The organism is Bacillus sp. FJAT-22090 (assembly GCF_007676755.1).
Taxonomy (GTDB): domain Bacteria; phylum Bacillota; class Bacilli; order Bacillales_A; family Planococcaceae; genus Psychrobacillus.
The window spans coordinates 14,787-33,803 of the sequence record NZ_VEBK01000021.1 but is presented as its reverse complement, the minus strand read 5'-3'; the positions used below and the strand labels follow the sequence as shown (position 1 = coordinate 33,803).

General features: G+C 37.6%; 18 protein-coding genes. 4 read left to right on the top strand and 14 right to left on the bottom strand.

Annotated elements, in window-relative coordinates:
• Positions 1–165: 165 nt before the first annotated feature.
• The 7 genes from cshA to FS486_RS18355 all read right to left on the bottom strand — a co-directional run bounded on the left by cshA (position 166) and on the right by FS486_RS18355 (position 6,826).
• Complete coding sequence (gene cshA / locus FS486_RS18385; RefSeq protein ID WP_144513657.1) at positions 166–1,713, bottom strand: degradosome RNA helicase CshA; 1,548 nt, start codon at positions 1,711–1,713, stop codon at positions 166–168.
• A gap of 338 nt (positions 1,714–2,051) precedes the next feature.
• Entirely contained in the window at positions 2,052–2,768 is a 717-nt protein-coding gene (locus FS486_RS18380; RefSeq protein ID WP_144513655.1) for an alpha/beta hydrolase, read from the bottom strand.
• 23 nt (positions 2,769–2,791) lie between these two features.
• Positions 2,792–4,162 (bottom strand): UDP-N-acetylmuramoyl-tripeptide--D-alanyl-D-alanine ligase, encoded by a 1,371-nt coding sequence (locus FS486_RS18375; RefSeq protein WP_144513653.1) that lies wholly within the window; start codon positions 4,160–4,162, stop codon positions 2,792–2,794.
• 5 nt (positions 4,163–4,167) lie between these two features.
• A complete protein-coding gene (locus tag FS486_RS18370; RefSeq protein ID WP_144513651.1) occupies positions 4,168–5,274 on the bottom strand; it encodes a D-alanine--D-alanine ligase in 1,107 nt (368 codons plus the stop codon).
• 65 nt (positions 5,275–5,339) lie between these two features.
• Complete coding sequence (locus FS486_RS18365) at positions 5,340–5,654, bottom strand: DMT family transporter (RefSeq protein WP_144513649.1); 315 nt, start codon at positions 5,652–5,654, stop codon at positions 5,340–5,342.
• Positions 5,654–5,986: a DMT family transporter gene (locus FS486_RS18360; RefSeq protein WP_144513647.1), complete on the bottom strand. Its 333-nt coding sequence runs from the start codon at positions 5,984–5,986 to the stop codon at positions 5,654–5,656. The genes FS486_RS18365 and FS486_RS18360 overlap by 1 nt, the downstream gene beginning before the upstream one ends.
• Positions 5,987–6,085: 99 nt before the next feature.
• Positions 6,086–6,826, bottom strand: coding sequence for a hypothetical protein (locus tag FS486_RS18355; RefSeq protein ID WP_144513645.1), 741 nt, complete (start codon positions 6,824–6,826; stop codon positions 6,086–6,088).
• A 152-nt stretch (positions 6,827–6,978) separates the two neighbouring features.
• On the opposite strand from FS486_RS18355, the gene FS486_RS18350 reads away from it, so the two are divergent.
• Positions 6,979–8,163 carry an FtsW/RodA/SpoVE family cell cycle protein gene (locus tag FS486_RS18350; protein WP_144513644.1) on the top strand — a complete coding sequence of 395 codons (1,185 nt, stop codon included), beginning with the start codon at positions 6,979–6,981 and terminating at the stop codon, positions 8,161–8,163.
• A 217-nt stretch (positions 8,164–8,380) separates the two neighbouring features.
• Here FS486_RS18350 and FS486_RS20245 read toward each other — a convergent pair whose 3' ends face one another.
• The gene (locus FS486_RS20245; protein ID WP_170206517.1) at positions 8,381–8,518 is read right to left on the bottom strand and encodes an Lmo0850 family protein; all 138 of its coding nucleotides are present in this window, start codon (positions 8,516–8,518) and stop codon (positions 8,381–8,383) included.
• Positions 8,519–8,715: 197 nt separating this feature from the next.
• Here FS486_RS20245 and FS486_RS18345 point away from each other — a divergent pair, with 197 nt between their 5' ends.
• Positions 8,716–9,129 carry a CBS domain-containing protein gene (locus tag FS486_RS18345; RefSeq protein ID WP_144513642.1) on the top strand — a complete coding sequence of 138 codons (414 nt, stop codon included), beginning with the start codon at positions 8,716–8,718 and terminating at the stop codon, positions 9,127–9,129.
• A 140-nt stretch (positions 9,130–9,269) separates the two neighbouring features.
• On the top strand, positions 9,270–10,439 hold the full coding sequence (locus tag FS486_RS18340; protein WP_144513640.1) for an MFS transporter: 1,170 nt from the start codon (positions 9,270–9,272) through the stop codon (positions 10,437–10,439).
• Between the two features lie 72 nt (positions 10,440–10,511).
• Here FS486_RS18340 and FS486_RS18335 read toward each other — a convergent pair whose 3' ends face one another.
• Entirely contained in the window at positions 10,512–11,816 is a 1,305-nt protein-coding gene (locus tag FS486_RS18335; RefSeq protein ID WP_144513638.1) for an MFS transporter, read from the bottom strand.
• A gap of 115 nt (positions 11,817–11,931) precedes the next feature.
• On the opposite strand from FS486_RS18335, the gene FS486_RS18330 reads away from it, so the two are divergent.
• Positions 11,932–13,155 carry a helix-turn-helix domain-containing protein gene (locus FS486_RS18330; protein WP_144513637.1) on the top strand — a complete coding sequence of 408 codons (1,224 nt, stop codon included), beginning with the start codon at positions 11,932–11,934 and terminating at the stop codon, positions 13,153–13,155.
• A gap of 88 nt (positions 13,156–13,243) precedes the next feature.
• On the opposite strand, the gene FS486_RS18325 is transcribed toward FS486_RS18330, so the two are convergent.
• The 5 genes from FS486_RS18325 to FS486_RS18305 form a co-directional block, all read right to left on the bottom strand.
• Positions 13,244–14,803 (bottom strand): GNAT family N-acetyltransferase, encoded by a 1,560-nt coding sequence (locus FS486_RS18325; RefSeq protein ID WP_144513635.1) that lies wholly within the window; start codon positions 14,801–14,803, stop codon positions 13,244–13,246.
• A gap of 15 nt (positions 14,804–14,818) precedes the next feature.
• On the bottom strand, positions 14,819–15,928 hold the full coding sequence (locus tag FS486_RS18320; RefSeq protein WP_144513633.1) for an ABC transporter permease: 1,110 nt from the start codon (positions 15,926–15,928) through the stop codon (positions 14,819–14,821).
• On the bottom strand, positions 15,925–17,196 hold the full coding sequence (locus FS486_RS18315) for an ABC transporter permease (RefSeq protein WP_144513631.1): 1,272 nt from the start codon (positions 17,194–17,196) through the stop codon (positions 15,925–15,927). The genes FS486_RS18320 and FS486_RS18315 overlap by 4 nt, the downstream gene beginning before the upstream one ends.
• Before the next feature lie 13 nt (positions 17,197–17,209).
• Entirely contained in the window at positions 17,210–18,139 is a 930-nt protein-coding gene (locus FS486_RS18310; RefSeq protein ID WP_144513629.1) for an ABC transporter ATP-binding protein, read from the bottom strand.
• A 286-nt stretch (positions 18,140–18,425) separates the two neighbouring features.
• Positions 18,426–18,746, bottom strand: coding sequence for a hypothetical protein (locus tag FS486_RS18305; protein ID WP_144513628.1), 321 nt, complete (start codon positions 18,744–18,746; stop codon positions 18,426–18,428).
• Positions 18,747–19,017: the final 271 nt, after the last annotated feature.

Sequence of the window (19,017 nt, the reverse complement as noted above, 5' to 3'; positions counted from 1 at the left end):
ATTAGTACTCTTTTAGCTGTCTTCGGATGAGGCGAGATGATTATTAGTAAAAGCTATAAAAAATAATTGGTTCATTGTCATTGACGGGGGCCCCAATAGAGCTCTAACAATGAAAAAAGGATGAACCCGCATCGAAATGCGAAATTCATCCTTATACATGTTTGATTAGTTTTCGTTGCGTGGTGAACGAGTTCTAGTGCTACGTTGAGTAGAGCCGTCACGTGGACCGCTGCTACGACGTGCGCCACTTGGACGTGATCCTCCACCTGAACGTGAAGATCCGCGATCGCTTCCTCCGCGTCCTGATGATGAACTACGACCGCCGCCGCTGCGATTACCTTTGTAACCACCGCCACCGCTGCGTCCTCCACCACCACTACGCTCTCTACGAGCTGGTAATGGACGTTCTTCCGAAATAGAGATCGGAGTATCATCTGGCTCTTTTGTCATTGATTTTAAAGCTGCAGCAATTACATCTACCGCTTCAAACTTTTCAAGCATTTCCGCAGCTAGTGTACGGTAGTCGCCTAAATCATTTTTAGCCACAATTTCAGATAATGTGTCAATCGCAACACGTTGTTGTCCGATTAACGCTTCATCTGAACTTGGTGGACGAAGTGGAGTCATACGTTTTTTCGTAGTATCTTCAACGATACGTAAGTAACCCATTTCTCTTGGAGTTACGAAAGTTACAGCGATACCGGATTTCCCAGCACGACCTGTACGTCCAATACGGTGAACATAGCTTTCAGGGTCTTGTGGAATATCGAAGTTATAAACATGTGTTACGCCAGAAATATCTAATCCACGTGCTGCAACGTCTGTAGCAACTAGGATGTCAATTTTATTGGATTTGAACTGTTTTAATACAGACATACGTTTCGCTTGGCTTAAATCACCATGAATTCCTTCTGCAAGGTAACCACGGATGCTAAGTGCGTGAGCTAATTCGTCTACACGACGTTTTGTACGACCAAAAACAATTGCAAGTTCAGGTTGGTGAACATTTAGAATACGAGATAAAACATCAAATTTTTCACGCTCATGCGCTTTTACGAAAAACTGTTCAATATTTTCAACAGTCATTTCTTTTGATTTGATTTTTACTTCTACTGGATCTTTCATGAATTTATCTGCAATTTTACGAATTGGACCTGGCATTGTAGCTGAGAACAATAATGTTTGACGTTCTGCAGGAACACTTTCCAAAATTGTGTTGATATCTTCGATGAAGCCCATGTTCAGCATTTCATCTGCTTCGTCCAAAATAAGTGTTTCCACTTGGTCAAGTTTCAATGTACGGCGATTAATATGGTCAAGAATACGACCTGGTGTACCGACAATTACTTGTGGTTTATTTTTTAGGGCACGAATTTGACGACCAATTTCTTGACCACCATAAACAGATAGAAGACGAACTTTTTTATCGTATCCTAATTTATAAAGCTCTTCCGAAACTTGGATTGCAAGTTCACGTGTTGGAGCGATGATTAGTGATTGTATATTAGGGTTTTTTGTATCAATTTTTTCAATCATAGGGATACCAAAAGCGGCAGTTTTACCTGTTCCTGTTTGTGCTTGGCCAATAATATCGCGGCCTTCCATAGCATGTGTAATAGTACCTTCTTGGATTGGTGTCGCTTCTTCAAATCCCATACGTTGCACGGATTTTAATGTAGAAGCACTAATATTTAATTCTGAAAAATTTGTCAAAATTTTAATCTCCTTTTTCTTTTGTTTTGACAAATGGTTACATTTTCAGATGAAATTGCGGCAAATTCGAGCCTATACGAGGAACGTTTCCGTTACTTAAAATTCTCTGTGGTTTACAGTTCAGAGGGGTCTTATATAAAGGGAAAGCCCGGTCTTTTGCCGAGCGGTTCGTTAATGAGTGATTTAACATACTACTTCAACAAACCGTTATGTTCAAAAAAAAGTACTCTCCAATTAAAGCTGAAGAGTCTTCACACAAAATGTATCCATTGCTCTAAACGTAGTATATCATGCTCTATTACTAGTTGCAATGAATTAGCAACTGTTATAATTATTAGTTAATTGGACGATTCACTTCCCTCCTCTGGGACGCTCAAGAATGCTAATGCAAGACCAAACCAATCTTCACAGTCCTCACTGTAACAAATATGATGTTTACCCGTTTCCGAATAGATGAGCTCTTTTTTCTTAGAGCCAAGTTGATCGTATAAGAATTGGGCAGTAGTATAAGGTACTATTCCATCTTTTTTACCTTGGACTAAACAGACCGGTATTGTAATTTGCCCATAATACGGTTCGACCATACGTACTAATCGGACAAATTCCAATGTTGCATGGATTGGGGTTGCTCTCCATTTATAACTGTATTGCTTGTACAAAATATTGTCTTCAAGCTTTCCCGCAATCGCTTCTTTCGTTATTTCTTTTATATCCTGCAAGAGCTGTAAGGGATAAATATACTTTGCAGCTGCACTTAACAAAATAAGTTTAGCAATTGGATATCGATTGGCTAAATACATCGCAATGACACCACCCATAGAAAATCCCACAACGACAATTTTATCCACTTCTTTTTGAAGCTGTCTAAGACACAACTCTGCTTCCATCATCCAGTTTTCTGCAGTTACGTTATTTAGTTCCAGCGTTTCCCCATGACCAGGAAGTGTAGGGACAACAATCTGCCAGTCTGTCTTTGCCTGTAAATACTCCACGAATGGTTTTACTTCATATGGTCCGCCGGTAAACCCGTGAATACAAAGGACACCTGTTTTCATATTGCCCTACTCCTTTCTACAATTTACTTTTGAAATGGTTGAATGATTCGTTCTAATTTCATTCCCCGTGAGCCTTTCACTAAAACAATCGATTGATCATTTATGTTTTTATCTAAAAATGAGATTACTTGCTTATAATCACTTTCCACCCAAATGAGTTGTTCATCTGTAAAGTTCGTTAACAATTTCTTATACAACCATTCCATTCTTGGTCCAAATAAACAAACCCCAGCAAACACTTCACTCGAAATAAATTCGCTCATGTTCTCATGGTATTGTTTCTCGTTTTCACCAAGCTCCAGCATATCTCCGAGTACTAGCCATTTATTAGGTTTAATCGTAGATTTCTCTATAAAAGAAATAGCCGCTCGCATGGAAGTGGGTGCAGCGTTATACGCATCATTGATAAAAATCGCGTCGTTCTTTGCCTCAATTACTTGCATTCGCATATCTGTTAGAACGATTTGTTTTAACGCTGCCTTCATTTGCTCCGTTGTTAGACCTACTTCGTTTGCGATCAAGAGAGCCGCTAACGTATTTTTAACCTGATGCTCCCCAAGTATAGGAATAGCCATTTCTTTATTTAAAATACCTTCTACACGAAATGCACTGCCTTGCTCCGTAAATGTCACTTCCCCAATGCGCAAATCATTGTCTTTGTTTACACCAAAGGATTTAGAAATTAGAGAAGGGTTACTTTCTACAAACGGACGAAGTAATGGCTCATCTCCATCATAGAAAAGTTGTCCGTGCTCATTTAAACCTGCAATGATTTCAAACTTTGCCTTTGCAATTCCCTCTCGTGAGCCAAGATCTTGCATATGTGCTTCTCCAATATTTGTAATAACTACGTACATTGGTTTTGCAAGTTGGGATAGAAATTCAATCTCACCAAATGAGCTCATCCCCATTTCCAGTACAGCAAATTCTGTATCCTCTTCGAGCGAAAGAATCGTTATAGGCAATCCTAATTCATTGTTAAAATTACCTTCCGTCTTTTTCACACGGAAATACGGGGAAAGTATGCCAGCAACTAAGTCTTTTGTGGACGTTTTTCCATTAGAGCCTGTGATACCGATAAAAGTAGCGTTCAATTCCGCTCTGTATGCTTCAGCCATTTGCTGGAGTGCTTTCTCACCACTTTCTACAAATAGTAGTGGAACATCCTTTGGAGGGTTTGGTTCGTCTTTTAACCAAAGAGATGCAGCCGCTCCCTTTTTAAAAGCATCTTCTACAAAACGATGACCATTTACATTTTCCCCTCGAAACGGGATAAATATGTCACCTGGTTGAATGGTTCGTGTATTAATCGATACCCCTGTCACAAGAGGATCTTGTTCACTTGCTGGGTCTATCCCCAACCAAGTCGCAATTTCTTTTAACCTTTTTTTCAACTTGGTCACTCCCCGTCCTTCGAATGCTCAAGCTGTTGCTTTTCTTCATAACGCTCGATTGCAAGATTGATTAGTTCCTCGATCAAACCAGAATAGGACAGACCAGATTCCATCCAAAGCTTTGGATACATACTAATAGGAGTGAATCCAGGCATCGTATTTACTTCGTTTATAATGACTTCTTCTTGATCTGTTACAAAGAAGTCCGCACGAACTAGACCAGAACAATCGAGCACTTTAAACGCACGAATAGCAGCGTCTTCCATTTTTTTCAGCAATTCATTAGAAACAACAGCAGGGATCGCATAATTTGTAGTGCCATCTTCATATTTTGCCTCGTAATCATAAAAATCTTTTGTCGGCAATACTTCTCCTGCTACTGAGCATCTCGGATTGTCATTCCCTAAAACACTCATTTCTAATTCGCGAGCGACGATTCCTTGTTCTACAATAATTTTACGGTCGTATTTAAACGCAAGCTCGACTGCCTTCACCAATTCTTCTCTATTTGTAGCTTTTGTAATACCAACACTTGAACCAAGGTTAGCAGGCTTTACAAATAAAGGCCATTGCAAACTTTCTTCCATTTGTTGAATGAGGCTTGCCTGATTGTTCTTCCACTCTTTACGAATGAAGTGAACATAAGGAACTTGGGATAATCCTGCTTGAGCAAAAAGTTGCTTCATCACGACTTTATCCATTCCAGCAGCAGAGGCAAGAACACCGTTTCCTACGTATGGTAAGTTTAATACTTCAAGAAGGCCTTGCACTGTACCATCTTCTCCATTTGGCCCATGAAGCAATGGAAAAATAACATCCAGGCTAGCATTCCGTTTTGTTTCTGCCACATCGTTATTTGGTCCTTCTTCAGGTAAAAAGCTTGAGATATTATTTGGTTTATTAGACGCTTCACCAAATTGAAGCTCTTTTACCGTTTCCGCAGGTCCTATTAAAGCCTTTCCTTTTTTCCATCCCCCTGTTTTCGTTATAAATATTGGATATACTTCGTATTTATCAAAATTAATAGCCTGTGTTACTGCTCTCGCTGTAAGTAGTGATACCTCATGCTCTGCAGATTTACCGCCATATAGTAAGCCTAATTTTATTTTCATTTGTAAATAACCTCCACGTTTTGGATAGTTCTAGTTTATCACGGACAGTCTGGTTAGATGAATACTTAAGCAAATAATTTAAGCCCAACCACACCAAAAATAATACAACTTAAGAAAAATAATTTCTTCAAGCTCTTTTTCTCCTGGAAAAAATACATACCAATCACTACACTGCCAGCTGCTCCAATCCCCGTCCACACGGCATATCCAGTACCAACGGAAATCTCTTTTAATGCAAGCGATAACAAGAAAAAACTGAGTGCTGCTGAAATCACTGTGAAAAATGTATACTTACTATTTTTAAAACCATCCGAAAGCTTCATATTGACAACAAAGGCTACTTCAAAAAAACCAGCTATCACTAATAGTATCCATTCCATTATGCACCCTCCCCTTCGTCATCGACTAACTTCAGTCCAACGATTCCAATGAGTAATACACATAAAAAGAATACCTTACCAAAGCTAACCTCTTCATTAAACCAAAGAATCCCAACCATCACTGTACCAGCTGCACCTATCCCTGTAAAAATAGCATATGCCGTTCCAATCGGAATCGTCTTCATCGCTTTGGCAAATAAGAAAAAACTTATGATTAGAAAAATAATTGTCACGATGGAGGGAATAATCTTAGTAAAGCCATTCGCTTCCTTTAGGCCAATTGCCCACACTATCTCTGTTAATCCTGCTATAACTAATAATAACCAAGCCACTCTAAAACACCTCTGTTCTTTTCATCCGCCCATTTTAGCATATTAATGAGTAAGGCAAAAATAAACGCCTTCGCAATATTACATTGCAAAAGCGTTGTTTCAAAGCTCTATTAAGAAATCTGCAGGTTTTTCTAAATGATGTTTTAAATCACCTAGTACTTCATCTGGAAAAATATTTTCAGGCAAACTTCTAATTTCTATCCCATAACTAGTTTTACTCATTTTAAATAAGGACATCAATACACCATCACCGTAATAATCGGAGTATGCTTCCACTTTCTTCGCAGTCAGCTCCGGTAAAACAATATTATTTTTTTTACGCCAAAAGGCTGTAGACTTCGCTTTTTCTGTTATTTGTTGATTAAAAACACTGGCTACAAGATTATGAAAATCCTCCGTATCCCTAAAATAAATTTTGGTTATTTGCTCTCCTTCATCCGTTAAATAGACAAATCTATTTTGAAGATGATGATAGAACGGTAAACGGAATGTCTCCTTCTTATGTGCTACATATAAAAGCTCTGCTTGCTCTTGAGGAGATAGCATATTTAACTTTCTTTCATCTGTGAAATCTAATAAGCATAAAGCGGTAGGTTTTTCTGCAAAATCCTTTAAAAAACGGTTATATTGATCCTGAACGACAAACTCTAATTGGGTATGAATATTAAAAGATGCATCTTCATAACGATGCTTAAGCAATAAAAGAGCGGACAAATCCGAGAAATACCTTATAAATTGTTGAACAGAAATACCACTAAACAATACAAAATGCTCTATTTCATTTACATGCACATATAAATGCGCTAAATACTCTTCTATTTCTTTCTCTTTTTTTGCCACCACACTCACTCCTTTACTCTACATTTTATAATAGCATAATTTTTCCAATGCAACATCTATATTTCTATCATCGTCCTTTATAGCTGCAAGCAAAAAATGTTCATTTAAGCTATAATGATAAAGTAAATTTGAAGGAAATTTAGGTGACTATTATGGAAAACAAAAAAGGCTTTGCCGATCGCTTCGATTGGACTCTTGCTTTTATCATATTATTATTTTTAATCGTTAGCTTACTTGCAATTTCTTCCGCAATAACTACTGGTCAATATGCCGGTACGAACTTTGTGTCTAAACAAGTGTTTTGGTACGTTGTGGGGGCAGTCATTGTCGGGCTTGTTATGTTTTTTGAACCCGAGCAATATAAAAAAATGTCTTGGATTATTTATGGTATTGGTATATTTCTTCTCGCTGTCCTCTTTATATTACCAGGAAGTATGGAGCTTGTGGCACCTAGAAACAACGCTAAAAGTTGGTTTCATTTACCAATTGGGGACATTCAACCTGCAGAGTTTATGAAGACCTTTTATATTTTAGCTCTTGCTCGTTTAATCACAAAGCATCATGAACTATACCTGATGAAAACGATAAAGACAGATTTAATCTTGCTTGGAAAAATTGGTATAACTTTAATTGTTCCATTAGCTTTTATTCTTGAACAGCCCGACCTTGGTACAGCTCTAGTGTTTATAGCAATTACGGCAGCTTTAGTTATTGTAGCCGGCATTACTTGGAAAATAATTCTTCCTCTATTGCTAGGTTCTGTTACGATTGGGGCATCCCTACTTTGGATGGCGCTTTATATGCAAGACTTTTTGGAGGACAAGTTTGGGTTGCAAGCATACCAATTTGCACGTATCTATTCCTGGTTAGATCCCTATTCTTATGCTTCTGATGAAGGTATGCATTTAATCACATCGCTAAATGCTATTGGTTCAGGCGAGATTTTCGGGAAAGGCTATGGCGGACGAGTAGTATACGTACCTGAAAATCATACCGATTTTATATTTGCGGTTATTGGTGAAGAGTATGGATTCGTTGGAACTAGTATTGTTATAAGTATTTTCTTTTTACTTATTTTTCATTTGACGAAAATTACCCTGCAACTAAAAGATGCTTATAGTACGTATGTATGTGCAGGAATAATCGCAATGGTTACCTTCCATGTATTCGAAAATATCGGTATGACGATCCAGCTATTGCCAATTACCGGTATACCACTACCCTTCATAAGTTATGGTGGTAGTTCGCTTATGGGCAATATGCTCGCACTTGGTTTAGTATTTAGTATGAAATTTCACCATAAGACGTATATGTTCGCCAAAAATGAGGATGACTAAGCTAAGCTCAGCTCAAAGTGCTCTTTAAGCGTATCTTAACTTCATTGAATTTGTTAAAGGGCTATCTTCTAGATGAGATAGCTCTTTACTATGTGATTGGTTGCTTTTACAAAATAAGTGGATTCTCTTAGCTATTTCACAACTGTTTTTCATTTTTACACACAAAAAAAGATGGCTGAGAAGTTCGAAAGATACGAACTACTCAAGCCACCTTTTTTTAACTTTGCGTGTGGGGAGTTTGTGCTGGTGGTGCTAACGCTTTAAGTATGTCAAGTCTCGATTTTGTCATTGTAACAGTAACACCCAGCTTTGAAAGATTACTTACAATTTTCTTTAAATCAACTTCCTTTGCCATTCTATCCACCTCGTCCTCTCCATTTATTATTACGATTTAATGTTAAAAAGGTTTCTTTCTTTTATTAAAATTATCATAATGAAATCGAATTTTTCTCTTCTTTATCATACCACTTTTTTACTCATTTTAAACTTTCATTTATGTTACATATTTTAATCTTTTGTAAACCAAGCTAGCTCATAAAGGAGTGATTTCTAATGAATGTGAAAGATGTGATGAGCAGAGAAGTTGTGACGTGCAATCCACAAGATTATGTAAATGAAGTCGCTGACCAAATGCGAACGCTTGATATCGGTTGTTTGCCAGTGGTTAGCAATAAAAAATTAGTTGGTATGATTACCGATCGGGATATTGTCACACGTTCAGTCGCTAAAGACGTTAGAAGTAAAGTAGAAGATGTTATGACGAAATCTGTTATTTCTGTATCCCCTGACGACACAACTGCTGACGCTTCTATTGTTATGGCACGAAATCAGGTTCGCAGGTTGCCTGTAATGGACAATGGATTACTTGTGGGATTCGTATCATTGGCAGACTTAGCTTTTCCTTTTCCCCATGTACAAGAAATTTCGAACGCTTTGGAAAGCATATCCGAACCTCGCAATTATTAAACATAAGAGCTGTCCTCTGTTAATTTTGAGGATAGCTCGCTTTTTTTCCTGTTCATTTCTAATCACCCTTTACAACGTGTCAAAGTAAATAGAAACGTGTAATATATATGTGAGAAGATTTGCAGAAGGCAGGTTTATATATGAAAAAGACCATTTTTATATTGATGTCCATCCAATTCTTAGTTTATCTAGGATTCGGAATTATCATTCCCGTGTTACCAGAAGTTATTTTACAGCAAAATTACCATGAAGTTCATGTCGGAGGTTTGCTAACTGTCTATGCATTAGCATCGTTTTTCACGGCTCCACTTTGGGGAATGTTGTCAGACAGAGTTGGTCGTAAAACGCTTATTTTAGTTGGTCTAGTAGGATTTAGTTTAAGTTTTTGGTTGTTTTCATTATTTTTTGACTCTCTGTTTATGCTTTACTTTTCACGAGTTGTCGGAGGATTATTCTCTGGTGCATTATACGCAGCAGTAACGGGATTTGCAGCAGACTTGTCTGACGAAGAAAATCGTAATAAGTATATGGGCTTCCTAGGTATGTCTATCGGTCTAGGCTTTATTTTTGGACCTGCTATCGGTGGTGTGCTAGGACATGTTAACTTAGCGCTCCCATTCACGGTGTCTGCTCTATTGTTACTTGGGATTTTTGTTTATGCCTTCATTATTTTGAAAGAACCAGAGCGTTCTGGAGAAGCAAACAAACGAGCCCTTCTTCCAAAAGGTGCTGCAAGTCTATGGGGTTATCGTATAAAATATTTGTTCTTATTCTCGTTTATGGTGACTTTTTTGCTTGCTGGACTAGAAGCAACATTCCAATTGTTCCAAATCGAAAGAATTGAAATTACACCTCTGCAAATTGGTTACCTGTTTATGTTTAGCGGATTTGTCGATGCAGCTATTCAAGGCGGTGTAGTTAGACGTATTAAAAATGGTACTGAAACGAAATGGTTATTATACGCTCAGATAATCACTGCAATAGGTTTATTCTTAACCGTATTTACGACAAGTATTTTCTGGGCAGGATTATCCTTATGTGTATTTACAGCAGGTAACGCACTTGCAAGAACAACAATTGTATCGCTAACTTCAAAGGAATCTGGTGGAAGTTACGGTACTGCGGCTGGAATGGCTTATTCGATGGACAATCTAGGCCGCATTATCGGCCCATTATTATTTGCTTGGCTATTTACTGTACAGCCAGATAATATATATATGATATCTGGTATATTAGCGGTTTTGTCGATTGTGCTAATTTTCTCATTCCGCCGTTCAACCAAGTCATTGAAAAATGTAGTGGGAGATTGAGCGATTGGTTCAATTTGCTGTAGTTCACCAAAAATGCCAAGGAGAGATCACACCTCTTCTTGGCATTTTTATTTATTCAATTGTTGCTGCTGGTAATGATGCACCCTTCTTTCCTTGTTTTAACTCAGGATGAGCAGTTCTAACGACAGACGGTCTTGCAAGTATTAACACAACTACTATTAGTAATAGACTGGATACAAGAAGAATACCTGGTGCTGGTAAAACATCGTAGAGAAAACCGAATAATACCGTACCAAGAGGCATCAAGGCCATTGCACAAGTCTCTATTATAGAAAACACTCGCCCTTTATAGTCATCTTCAATCATTTTTTGCATCATCACTTGAATCGGAGTATTTGTAACAATCATCGAGACACCGAAACCGAACATAAGTAAAATGTAAAAACTAACTGTCATGACATAAGACATACTTACTAACAATGGCAAGGAAACTGCACCCATCAATACCCCAAGTGTAACGATACTCCACTTAGAAACTAAGAAAGGATATTTAAGTTCTTTCCTAGCAGAAAAGTAAATAGACATAAGTAACATTCCAATCGCAAATGCACCTTCTGTAAAACCAAAATGCTGTGGACCTATTTTTAAATTATCAATCAATATAAAAGAATAGCCTACTTGAAATGCACCGAATAGAAAATTGATAAGGAGAGAAATCATAATCATTACTTTTAAAATCGGTTGTTGCATTAAGTAATTGAAGCCTGCCTTCATGCTTTGGAGCATTGGCTCTTTTTCTTCCCCTTCCACCACTTCTTTTCGTTTAGCAAATAAAGTAAAATTCATAGTTGACTCCAAAATAACCGCAATAATAGATGCGACCATGTAAATAATTAAAAATACAGGCATAGAAACTGCACCATACAATAAGCCACCTACTGCAGGGCTCCCAATTGCCGCAAAAGAAATAGACATTTGGTTCAGTGACATTGCTTTTTGAATTCTTCCTTCATCTACAAGTCCCGTAATTGAAGAACTAAATGTAACACTAGAGAAAAGCGATGTTAACGAGAGAATTACGGTCGTCGTATAAATTGCTGCTAATGATAAATCAGACGTTAAACTAACGATTAATAAACCACTTATCGCTATAGTTGTAGCAATTTGCGCAATGATCACAATCATCTTCCTTGAATATCTATCTGCAATATACCCAGCTATAGGAGCGACTAATGTCCTCGGTAAAATATTGCAGATCAAATTTAATGCAAAACTTGCGGCAGATCCAGTCAACTGCAAAATATAGAAACTAATCGCAAAAGTATACACCTGCGCTCCAAAGCTTGAAATCAACTTACTAATTGTAAAGGTCCATAAATGATATGTGGCTTTTTTAAGCTTTAAAATTTCCTCCATAGAATATTCCCCTTTTTCAAAATGTTTAATGTAATTAAACAAATAATACCATAATATATCTTCCATTTCAATTAAAAGTTTAATATAATTAAACTAATAATATGAGGTGAATAATATGTCGACATTAGGCGAACGAATACGCAAAATAAGAAAGCAACAAAAAATAACGCTTGAGGCACTAGCAGGCACAGAACTTACAAAAGGAATGCTTAGTTTAATCGAAAACAACAAAGCTAACCCTTCAATGGAAAGTTTAAATTATATAGCAAATCAATTGAATGTTGATGTGACTGAACTATTAGAAGAAGTAAGTACGAAAGAACTAAGGGAAGTGCTAGAAAAAGCAGAGTTATTAGCTAATACGAAATACGATAACCTGACTAACGAAAGGCAACAGATAGTTGATTTAATAGAACCATATGTCCCAAAACTAACCCAAGGATATGAGGCTGCCCGTTTACTTGAGTTGTATTGTAGAGGCTTATCATTTTATAACCAAGAAAAATCGGAAAGTCTTCTAAAACATGTTGCAACGATGTATGAACAATTAAATTTAACAACAAAACGTGGTGAAATAGGAACATTATTTGCAATCATTCCATTTACAAATCACAATTATCAGGAAGCCCTTGATATCCTACTGGTGGAACGTGCAAAACTTGAAGCGAACCCTTTATGGATTGATCCTCTATCTCGTTTGGACTACGACTATTTAGAAGCCGTCTTCTATTTTTCCGTTGGCAAACATGATGATGCTATTCGTGTAATGGAGGAAGCTATTGCGTATTCAAATAAACATAAGATATTCAAACAAGTCGACAACTTGTATAGAATGGCCGCTACTCATGCGATGATGGTTGGAGATGAAGAGAAGAAGGATTATTATTTACAAAAACTCCTTGCTTATAGTATGTTTGCAGATGACGAGCATTCGAAGATTTTCACCTATTATATTGAGATGCACTACCTAAATTCTTATAAAAAAATGTTCAAAGAAGCAGATGATTTATATAACACATTGTCCATTAAAAACATAAAGAACAAAATATTTATCTCCTTCTTTTTACTAGAAAGAGGCAAAACCTTATACGGTCTTCATCATTTTGAGGAAGCAATCGAAAAACTGGAGGCAGTTGTAATTCCGGAAGTATTACATTATCCAGTCGATTTATCGATACTTTATGAAAAAGAAGCGTATATTGCATTATGTTATTTAGAGCTAGACCAAAAAGAAAAAGCACTTGAATATATATCAAAAGCTGTTGAGAATATTGCTCAAATGCCCGACACTCCCTATAAAACATTTATCTTAAACACTTATGAAAAAATAAAAGGATAGACATTAGAAAAGCGTAGTACATTCGAAGACACTATCTCGAATGAACTACGCTTCTTTTCAATAATGGTAGTCCTATTTATATAAATAATCACTCATGATAAGTACGATAATTATCCAACCATCCCATAAATTTAACCCAAGCATCTTCAAAATCTGGTTGAATGCAGGAAATCTGAAGTAAGCCTCGTTCTAACAAGTAGTCACTTTTATAATGGAGATCAAAACCAGACATCCTAGCGTCTTCCGCCAAATAAGGATAGTCTTCCTCTTTCCATGTAAAAATCATCGGATAGTTTTGATCTGCTAATAACTCTATCTGATGCTTTTTAACTTCTTCTTTAATAAATTTCATACGATTATGTAATAATGCATATCTAGCCCCTCGTCCATATGCTTTCAATGCATTCTCTAAGCTAAGCACAAATTGAGATGGCATTGTAAATGGAATATTATGCTTAGCAGTCAATCCGATATCTACATACGAAGGAATATTTTCACTAGTAGTTATTTCTGTGTTAGAAAAGACAAATGCCAGTCCACTCATTGTTCCAATTGCTTTGCCACTCACACCAGTAGCCAAATATACACCATCCATTGAAAACGGAAGTGCACCAAAAGAGCTTACGCAATCCGCACAAAGAAGGACATTGTACTTCTTACAGATTCTCGTTAACGATTCTAAATCGTTTAACATCCCGGTTGAGGTTTCACCGTGTGCCATAAGTAACCAACTATAATTTCCGGTTGCAAGTACCTTTTCAATTGCCTCGATATTAAAGGACATTCCCCATTTGTAGGCTTGTACATCATAGGTAAGTCCCCATCTTCCCGCTTGTTTTTCTAAACGTTCTCCAAACGCTCCATTAGTAATGATTACCCCTTTTCCATCTAATACATGTAACTGTGCAATCATTGCTTCATTAGCAAGTGTTCCACTCCCTACTAAAAGATGCACATATGCCGCGCTACTCATATCTAACAGTGCAACTTTTACGCGCTCGAGCATCACTTTAAACTCATGTGATCGATGAGAAATCGGCTTTTCTAGAAAAGCTTGTTGAATAGTTTCCGATTGTTGCACAGGTCCAGGATAAAAAGAATATCTTTTTTGCTTAAAACGCGCTGCAACCGAATAGTCAAATCGCTCTCTTGTCAGCACCATAGGGACGAAAAGTGCATCTCCTGTTCCAACCGTGCCTGCAAAAGGTTCAAAACCTAGCTGATTATATAATTTCTGTTCCCTTATTGTTCCAGATATAACTGCTGCCCCATACCCATTTTCATATGCATAGTCGGATAAGGCCCGTGCTAAATAATAGAAAACCCGTCCGTTTCGATGCGCCTTATCGACAGCTAGCAACCTCACCTCGCACAATTGACCTTTAAGTGCATCTTTTGGTAGCAAATCCTCTACCGGTCCAAGCTTTAAATCTAGCGAAAAAGGACGGACTGCACGAAACGCAACCATCCCCGCAAGCTCTTGATCTTTTAACACAATGACATACACATTTTCATGATGAAACGGATCTATCCTCATCCCGCTTGGATTGTACTCATGTTGTGGAATTTCTTCCACAAATGTTTGATAGTTTAACTTTGCAATTGCTTCAAATTCCTTTTCAGTTCTTGCAATTTTACACCAATACATGTCGAACTCCCCCATCTATTCACTAGAATGATAGCGCTCTGTTCTTTTTTCTAGTAAAGTGATTCCTATTGCTAATAGCAAAACAGCAAATAATATCATCATACTTACATACGTCATAACCCCGCCTAAGGTTTCCCCATAAATGGTAACTCTTTTCAAAGCTTCCATTCCATAAAAAATGGGAGATACCCATTTCATCGCAAGTAAACTTTCTGACTGGACAATTTCAAGAGGCCAATATGCCCCTCCAATCATTGCAAAAGCCACCGCGAGCAATGAAATAATAACACTGCTTTGGCTAACCGTCTTCACAACAGAGATGATAAATAGAGAGAATGCCATCACTAGCAATACATAGAAACCAGCAATTATAACTACTTTCCAAAAACCCCCGTACATATTCGTTCCTACAATAACACGAAAGACTAAAATTACGAGAAGCATCTGAACAAATCCAATAGCATAACTAAAAGATAAGTGTCCGAAATACAATTGGAATCTGCTTATAGACGCAAGCTTTAAACGATTCCATATACCAGAATGCTTATCTTCTAATATAAACTGTACGTTAATTGAGATTGTATAAAAGACAAAATAGAGCATAAATCCAAACAAACTTTGGAGGGCACCGTCATACCTGAATACTTGGGAATCATCCATTGGGGTTATATTGATTTGAAAAGCCTGTTCTTCCACCAAGTTTTTTTCCACTTCAGCCCATGTACTTTCACTACTATTAGCAATTACTTGGTCACGAAATGCAAGATTATTGTATACTGCTTCTATTTCAAGGGAGAGCATTCTCACAACTTCCGAATCTGTACTCGAAATCACAGAATACGTTTTTTCATTGAGTAATACTCCGATTTTATCTTGTTCTTCGTCAAGTATATTTCGCAGTTCTTTTTCGGTTAAAACAGTTGCTATATAATCATCTTCCCCTTGGAGCTTTTTCAAAACTTGTTTACTGATAGACGTATTATCCGTAGCAACTAGAAAAGGGATACTCCCACCAACACTGCCGCTCAATACATACGCAAAAATAATAGTCATGACAGTCATTGACAACAAAACGAGCGGCTTTCTTTTTAAGTTTTGGAGTCTTGCAAGCCATATCCCTTTCATGACGTCACCCCTCTTTTTGGAAATAAAACAATCGAGAACAATACACAAAGACTAAGCCAAATATATAAAACAGGCATATGTGACCAAATAACTTCTAGCTCCTGCCCTCTCTGAATCGATAAGATAGCTGTCATGGTCGCCCCATTCGGTGTTAAGTTTCCGATATTCGCAAGAAGACTAGAGACATCCCCGATATTGAAGAAAGACCCTCCTAAAAAAGAGAAAACAGAAACGATTAGGCCAGTAAATATATTGGATGCTCCCCCTGATTTCGTTCGCAATTGTAATGTCGTCAATAAAGCAGAAAGCCCTCCTATGAATAGGCTGTAAGACAACACAATCACAAGCATTCCTTCTAAACCTATCCAATCAATCCCTAACACAAATTTACCGAAAAGCAGCATAATAATTTGTTGCATAATGGCTACAAACGCACCTGTAACGAAAATCGAAATAGCATATAAAGTAGAGGAGACACCTGCTAATAACAGGCGATCATATACCTTCCACTGTACTTCCTGTAGTGCAAACCCAGCCAAAAAGCTCGGAATATATAGCGCAAACATAACAAGCATTCCGACCGTATAATAAATTGAAGCTGGAATTTTCCGCTCATTTTCTTTTAATGCCTGCTCTACTTTCTCAACTGTTGGATTGTTTTGCATCACTTCATTCGGAGAAATTCCAACTTTGGACAAAGCTAATGACTTTGTATAACCTGCTTGCCACTCATTTATCACAGATTGAATGATCGAGGCACGTATTTCATTTTCTTGGCTTAATAATAAGTCTATATCGGGTATTGAATTGTTATTAAAATAAGCCGACTGTACATATTGTAAACGGAAGTCAGCTGGAATCATTAATATACCATCAATTTCCTTATCTTTTCGTAGGCTATCTAATTCAGTGGATCTACTCTTGTCTAAAGCTATATATTTACTCACATCTGCCTCCGCTAATATAGAGCTTAAAATTTGAATAGGATCATTATTTTTAAGCTCATTCAGCAAATTATCTAGAGCAGATCCACTAACCCCTTGCTCCTTGAGAAACTCTTTGATAGCTCCCTCTTCCTGCTCCCATGCCATGTCCTCTATTAAAACTAGTTTTGCTTGAATAGCAACTTCCCCTCCACTATTCATCACACCAGCAAGGGCAGTGGATAAAATAGTGACAAGCACTACCGGCATGAGTAACAAAATAATAAGAGGCTGTTTGTTGCGTAAAAGCATCTTCATTTGCTTCCTGATTAGACTAAATAACATGAAATATCCTCCCTTAGTCTCTTAAAGCTCTACCAGTTAAATATAAAAAAACATCTTCTAGTGTTGGTATTTTTACGACAGCAGAAGTAATTGTAATTTCATGAACGGCAGCAAGAGCAAAAATAGTAGCAAGGGGCTCTTCGTTTTTAGGTAAAGAAATTAATAATAACTCTTCCTCTTTCCGAACACTTGCTGTTGGAAACTGCTTTTTTAGGGAATCTTCAAATTCAGCAGGTAGTAGATGTGCTTTAAGTTCGATTGTTTGATTGTCCGAAACTAGCGATTTTAGCTCCTCTTTCGATCCTTGAGCAATAATTTCCCCCTGATCCATAATATAAATTTTGTCGCAAAGCAACTCTACTTCTTCCATATAATGACTTGTATATAGTAATGTCATGCCATCCATTACAAGCTGTCTGACAGTATCCAAAATATAAGCTCTGGATTGAGGGTCAATCCCTACAGTCGGCTCATCCATGATTAGAATCGAAGGCTTGTGTAAAAGAGCAGCTCCGATATTTAATCGTCTTTTCATCCCACCTGAAAAAGTTTTCACAGTATCATTTTTTCGATCTATCAGCCCAATTTTTTGTAAAACCTCTTCCGTTCGTTCTGCTAATAATTGTCCTTTCAAACCATATACACGACCAAAGAAGTATAAGTTTTCTTTTGCTGAAAGCTCCGGATACAAAGCAATTTCTTGTGGAACCACACCTAGTGCTCGGCGTAAATCATTGGGATTTTTGTTGATAGACTTCCCCTGCCATAATACTTCGCCGCTCGTCGGCACTATTAAAGAGGACAGCATAGAAATAGTTGTCGATTTACCCGCACCATTCGGACCAAGCAGTCCAACAGATTCACCAGCTTCTAGTTGCATATTCACTTGGCGAACTACTTCTTTTGTTTTGTATTTCTTATGAAGATTAATCGCTTGCAGCATCCACCCATCTCCTTGTTGTAATATTTAGTTAAATTATAGCAAACTATTTTCGAAATTTTTTAAAACCAACTTTAAAGTTTATGTAAAAAGAGAAATAATTATAAACCAAATATAAAAAAACCCTCCCTATGGAGAATTGTTTTCGCGTTATAGGGATAGTACGTCGCAAGGAAGTGACCGCTTGGATTTCCGCTGCAGGACGGACGCTTTCCGTGGGGTGAGTGATGAGCCACCGCCTAAAGAGAAAATCAAAGAAAATTGCTTCCGCTCCGAGCAAAGAATGTTACTATGCGGGCATAACGAGGCAGCATACGAGCATAAAAAGTTCGATCTGTCCCAAATGTTGCGAGTTTGTAGTGAAATGTTGCGCATCCGGTCTATAATGTTGCGAGTAATGACTGGTATGTTGCGTAAATTTTAATGGACGATCTAATCCATTTAAATTAAGAGGATTCTTCATGGAAAGTGCATAATAATTAGTGCCCTCTAGCATTGTCGTGGAGAATTGGTTGCGCTCGTTGTCAATTTGGTTGCTTTCAAGCGCAAACTGGTTGCTCTGCATAGTGAATTGGTTGCTTTCACGAGCTATTTGGTCTCGCTTAGCCATTTCCTAACTTTTAATGGATATTATATACAGATAAAAGCGTCTATTTTGATGGATTGGAGATTGGAGATTGGAGCTGAAGGAAGGCGACTCCAACGGGATGAAGTGAGAAAGATGAGACTTCATTAGCGGCCGGTGAAGGCTCATCGCTCACCCGGCGGAAAGCGTCCGACTGCTGCGAAAATCATAGCGGTCACTTTAAGACACACTATCCATATATTTCGCTACTATAAAAAGTGTTCTCTCTTTTATTTTAAGTAAACATAAAACCGCC

Coding starts and splice junctions, on each gene's coding strand:
- FS486_RS18380 (WP_144513655.1), bottom strand. CDS start 2,768: ATGAAAACAGGTGTCCTTTGTATTCACGGGTTTACCGGCGGACCATAT.
- FS486_RS18370 (WP_144513651.1), bottom strand. CDS start 5,274: ATGAAAATAAAATTAGGCTTACTATATGGCGGTAAATCTGCAGAGCAT.
- FS486_RS18365 (WP_144513649.1), bottom strand. CDS start 5,654: ATGGAATGGATACTATTAGTGATAGCTGGTTTTTTTGAAGTAGCCTTT.
- FS486_RS18350 (WP_144513644.1), top strand. CDS start 6,979: ATGGAAAACAAAAAAGGCTTTGCCGATCGCTTCGATTGGACTCTTGCT.
- FS486_RS20245 (WP_170206517.1), bottom strand. CDS start 8,518: ATGGCAAAGGAAGTTGATTTAAAGAAAATTGTAAGTAATCTTTCAAAG.
- FS486_RS18345 (WP_144513642.1), top strand. CDS start 8,716: ATGAATGTGAAAGATGTGATGAGCAGAGAAGTTGTGACGTGCAATCCA.
- FS486_RS18340 (WP_144513640.1), top strand. CDS start 9,270: ATGAAAAAGACCATTTTTATATTGATGTCCATCCAATTCTTAGTTTAT.
- FS486_RS18335 (WP_144513638.1), bottom strand. CDS start 11,816: ATGGAGGAAATTTTAAAGCTTAAAAAAGCCACATATCATTTATGGACC.
- FS486_RS18330 (WP_144513637.1), top strand. CDS start 11,932: ATGTCGACATTAGGCGAACGAATACGCAAAATAAGAAAGCAACAAAAA.
- FS486_RS18325 (WP_144513635.1), bottom strand. CDS start 14,803: ATGTATTGGTGTAAAATTGCAAGAACTGAAAAGGAATTTGAAGCAATT.
- FS486_RS18320 (WP_144513633.1), bottom strand. CDS start 15,928: ATGAAAGGGATATGGCTTGCAAGACTCCAAAACTTAAAAAGAAAGCCG.
- FS486_RS18315 (WP_144513631.1), bottom strand. CDS start 17,196: ATGTTATTTAGTCTAATCAGGAAGCAAATGAAGATGCTTTTACGCAAC.
- FS486_RS18310 (WP_144513629.1), bottom strand. CDS start 18,139: ATGCTGCAAGCGATTAATCTTCATAAGAAATACAAAACAAAAGAAGTA.
- FS486_RS18305 (WP_144513628.1), bottom strand. CDS start 18,746: ATGGCTAAGCGAGACCAAATAGCTCGTGAAAGCAACCAATTCACTATG.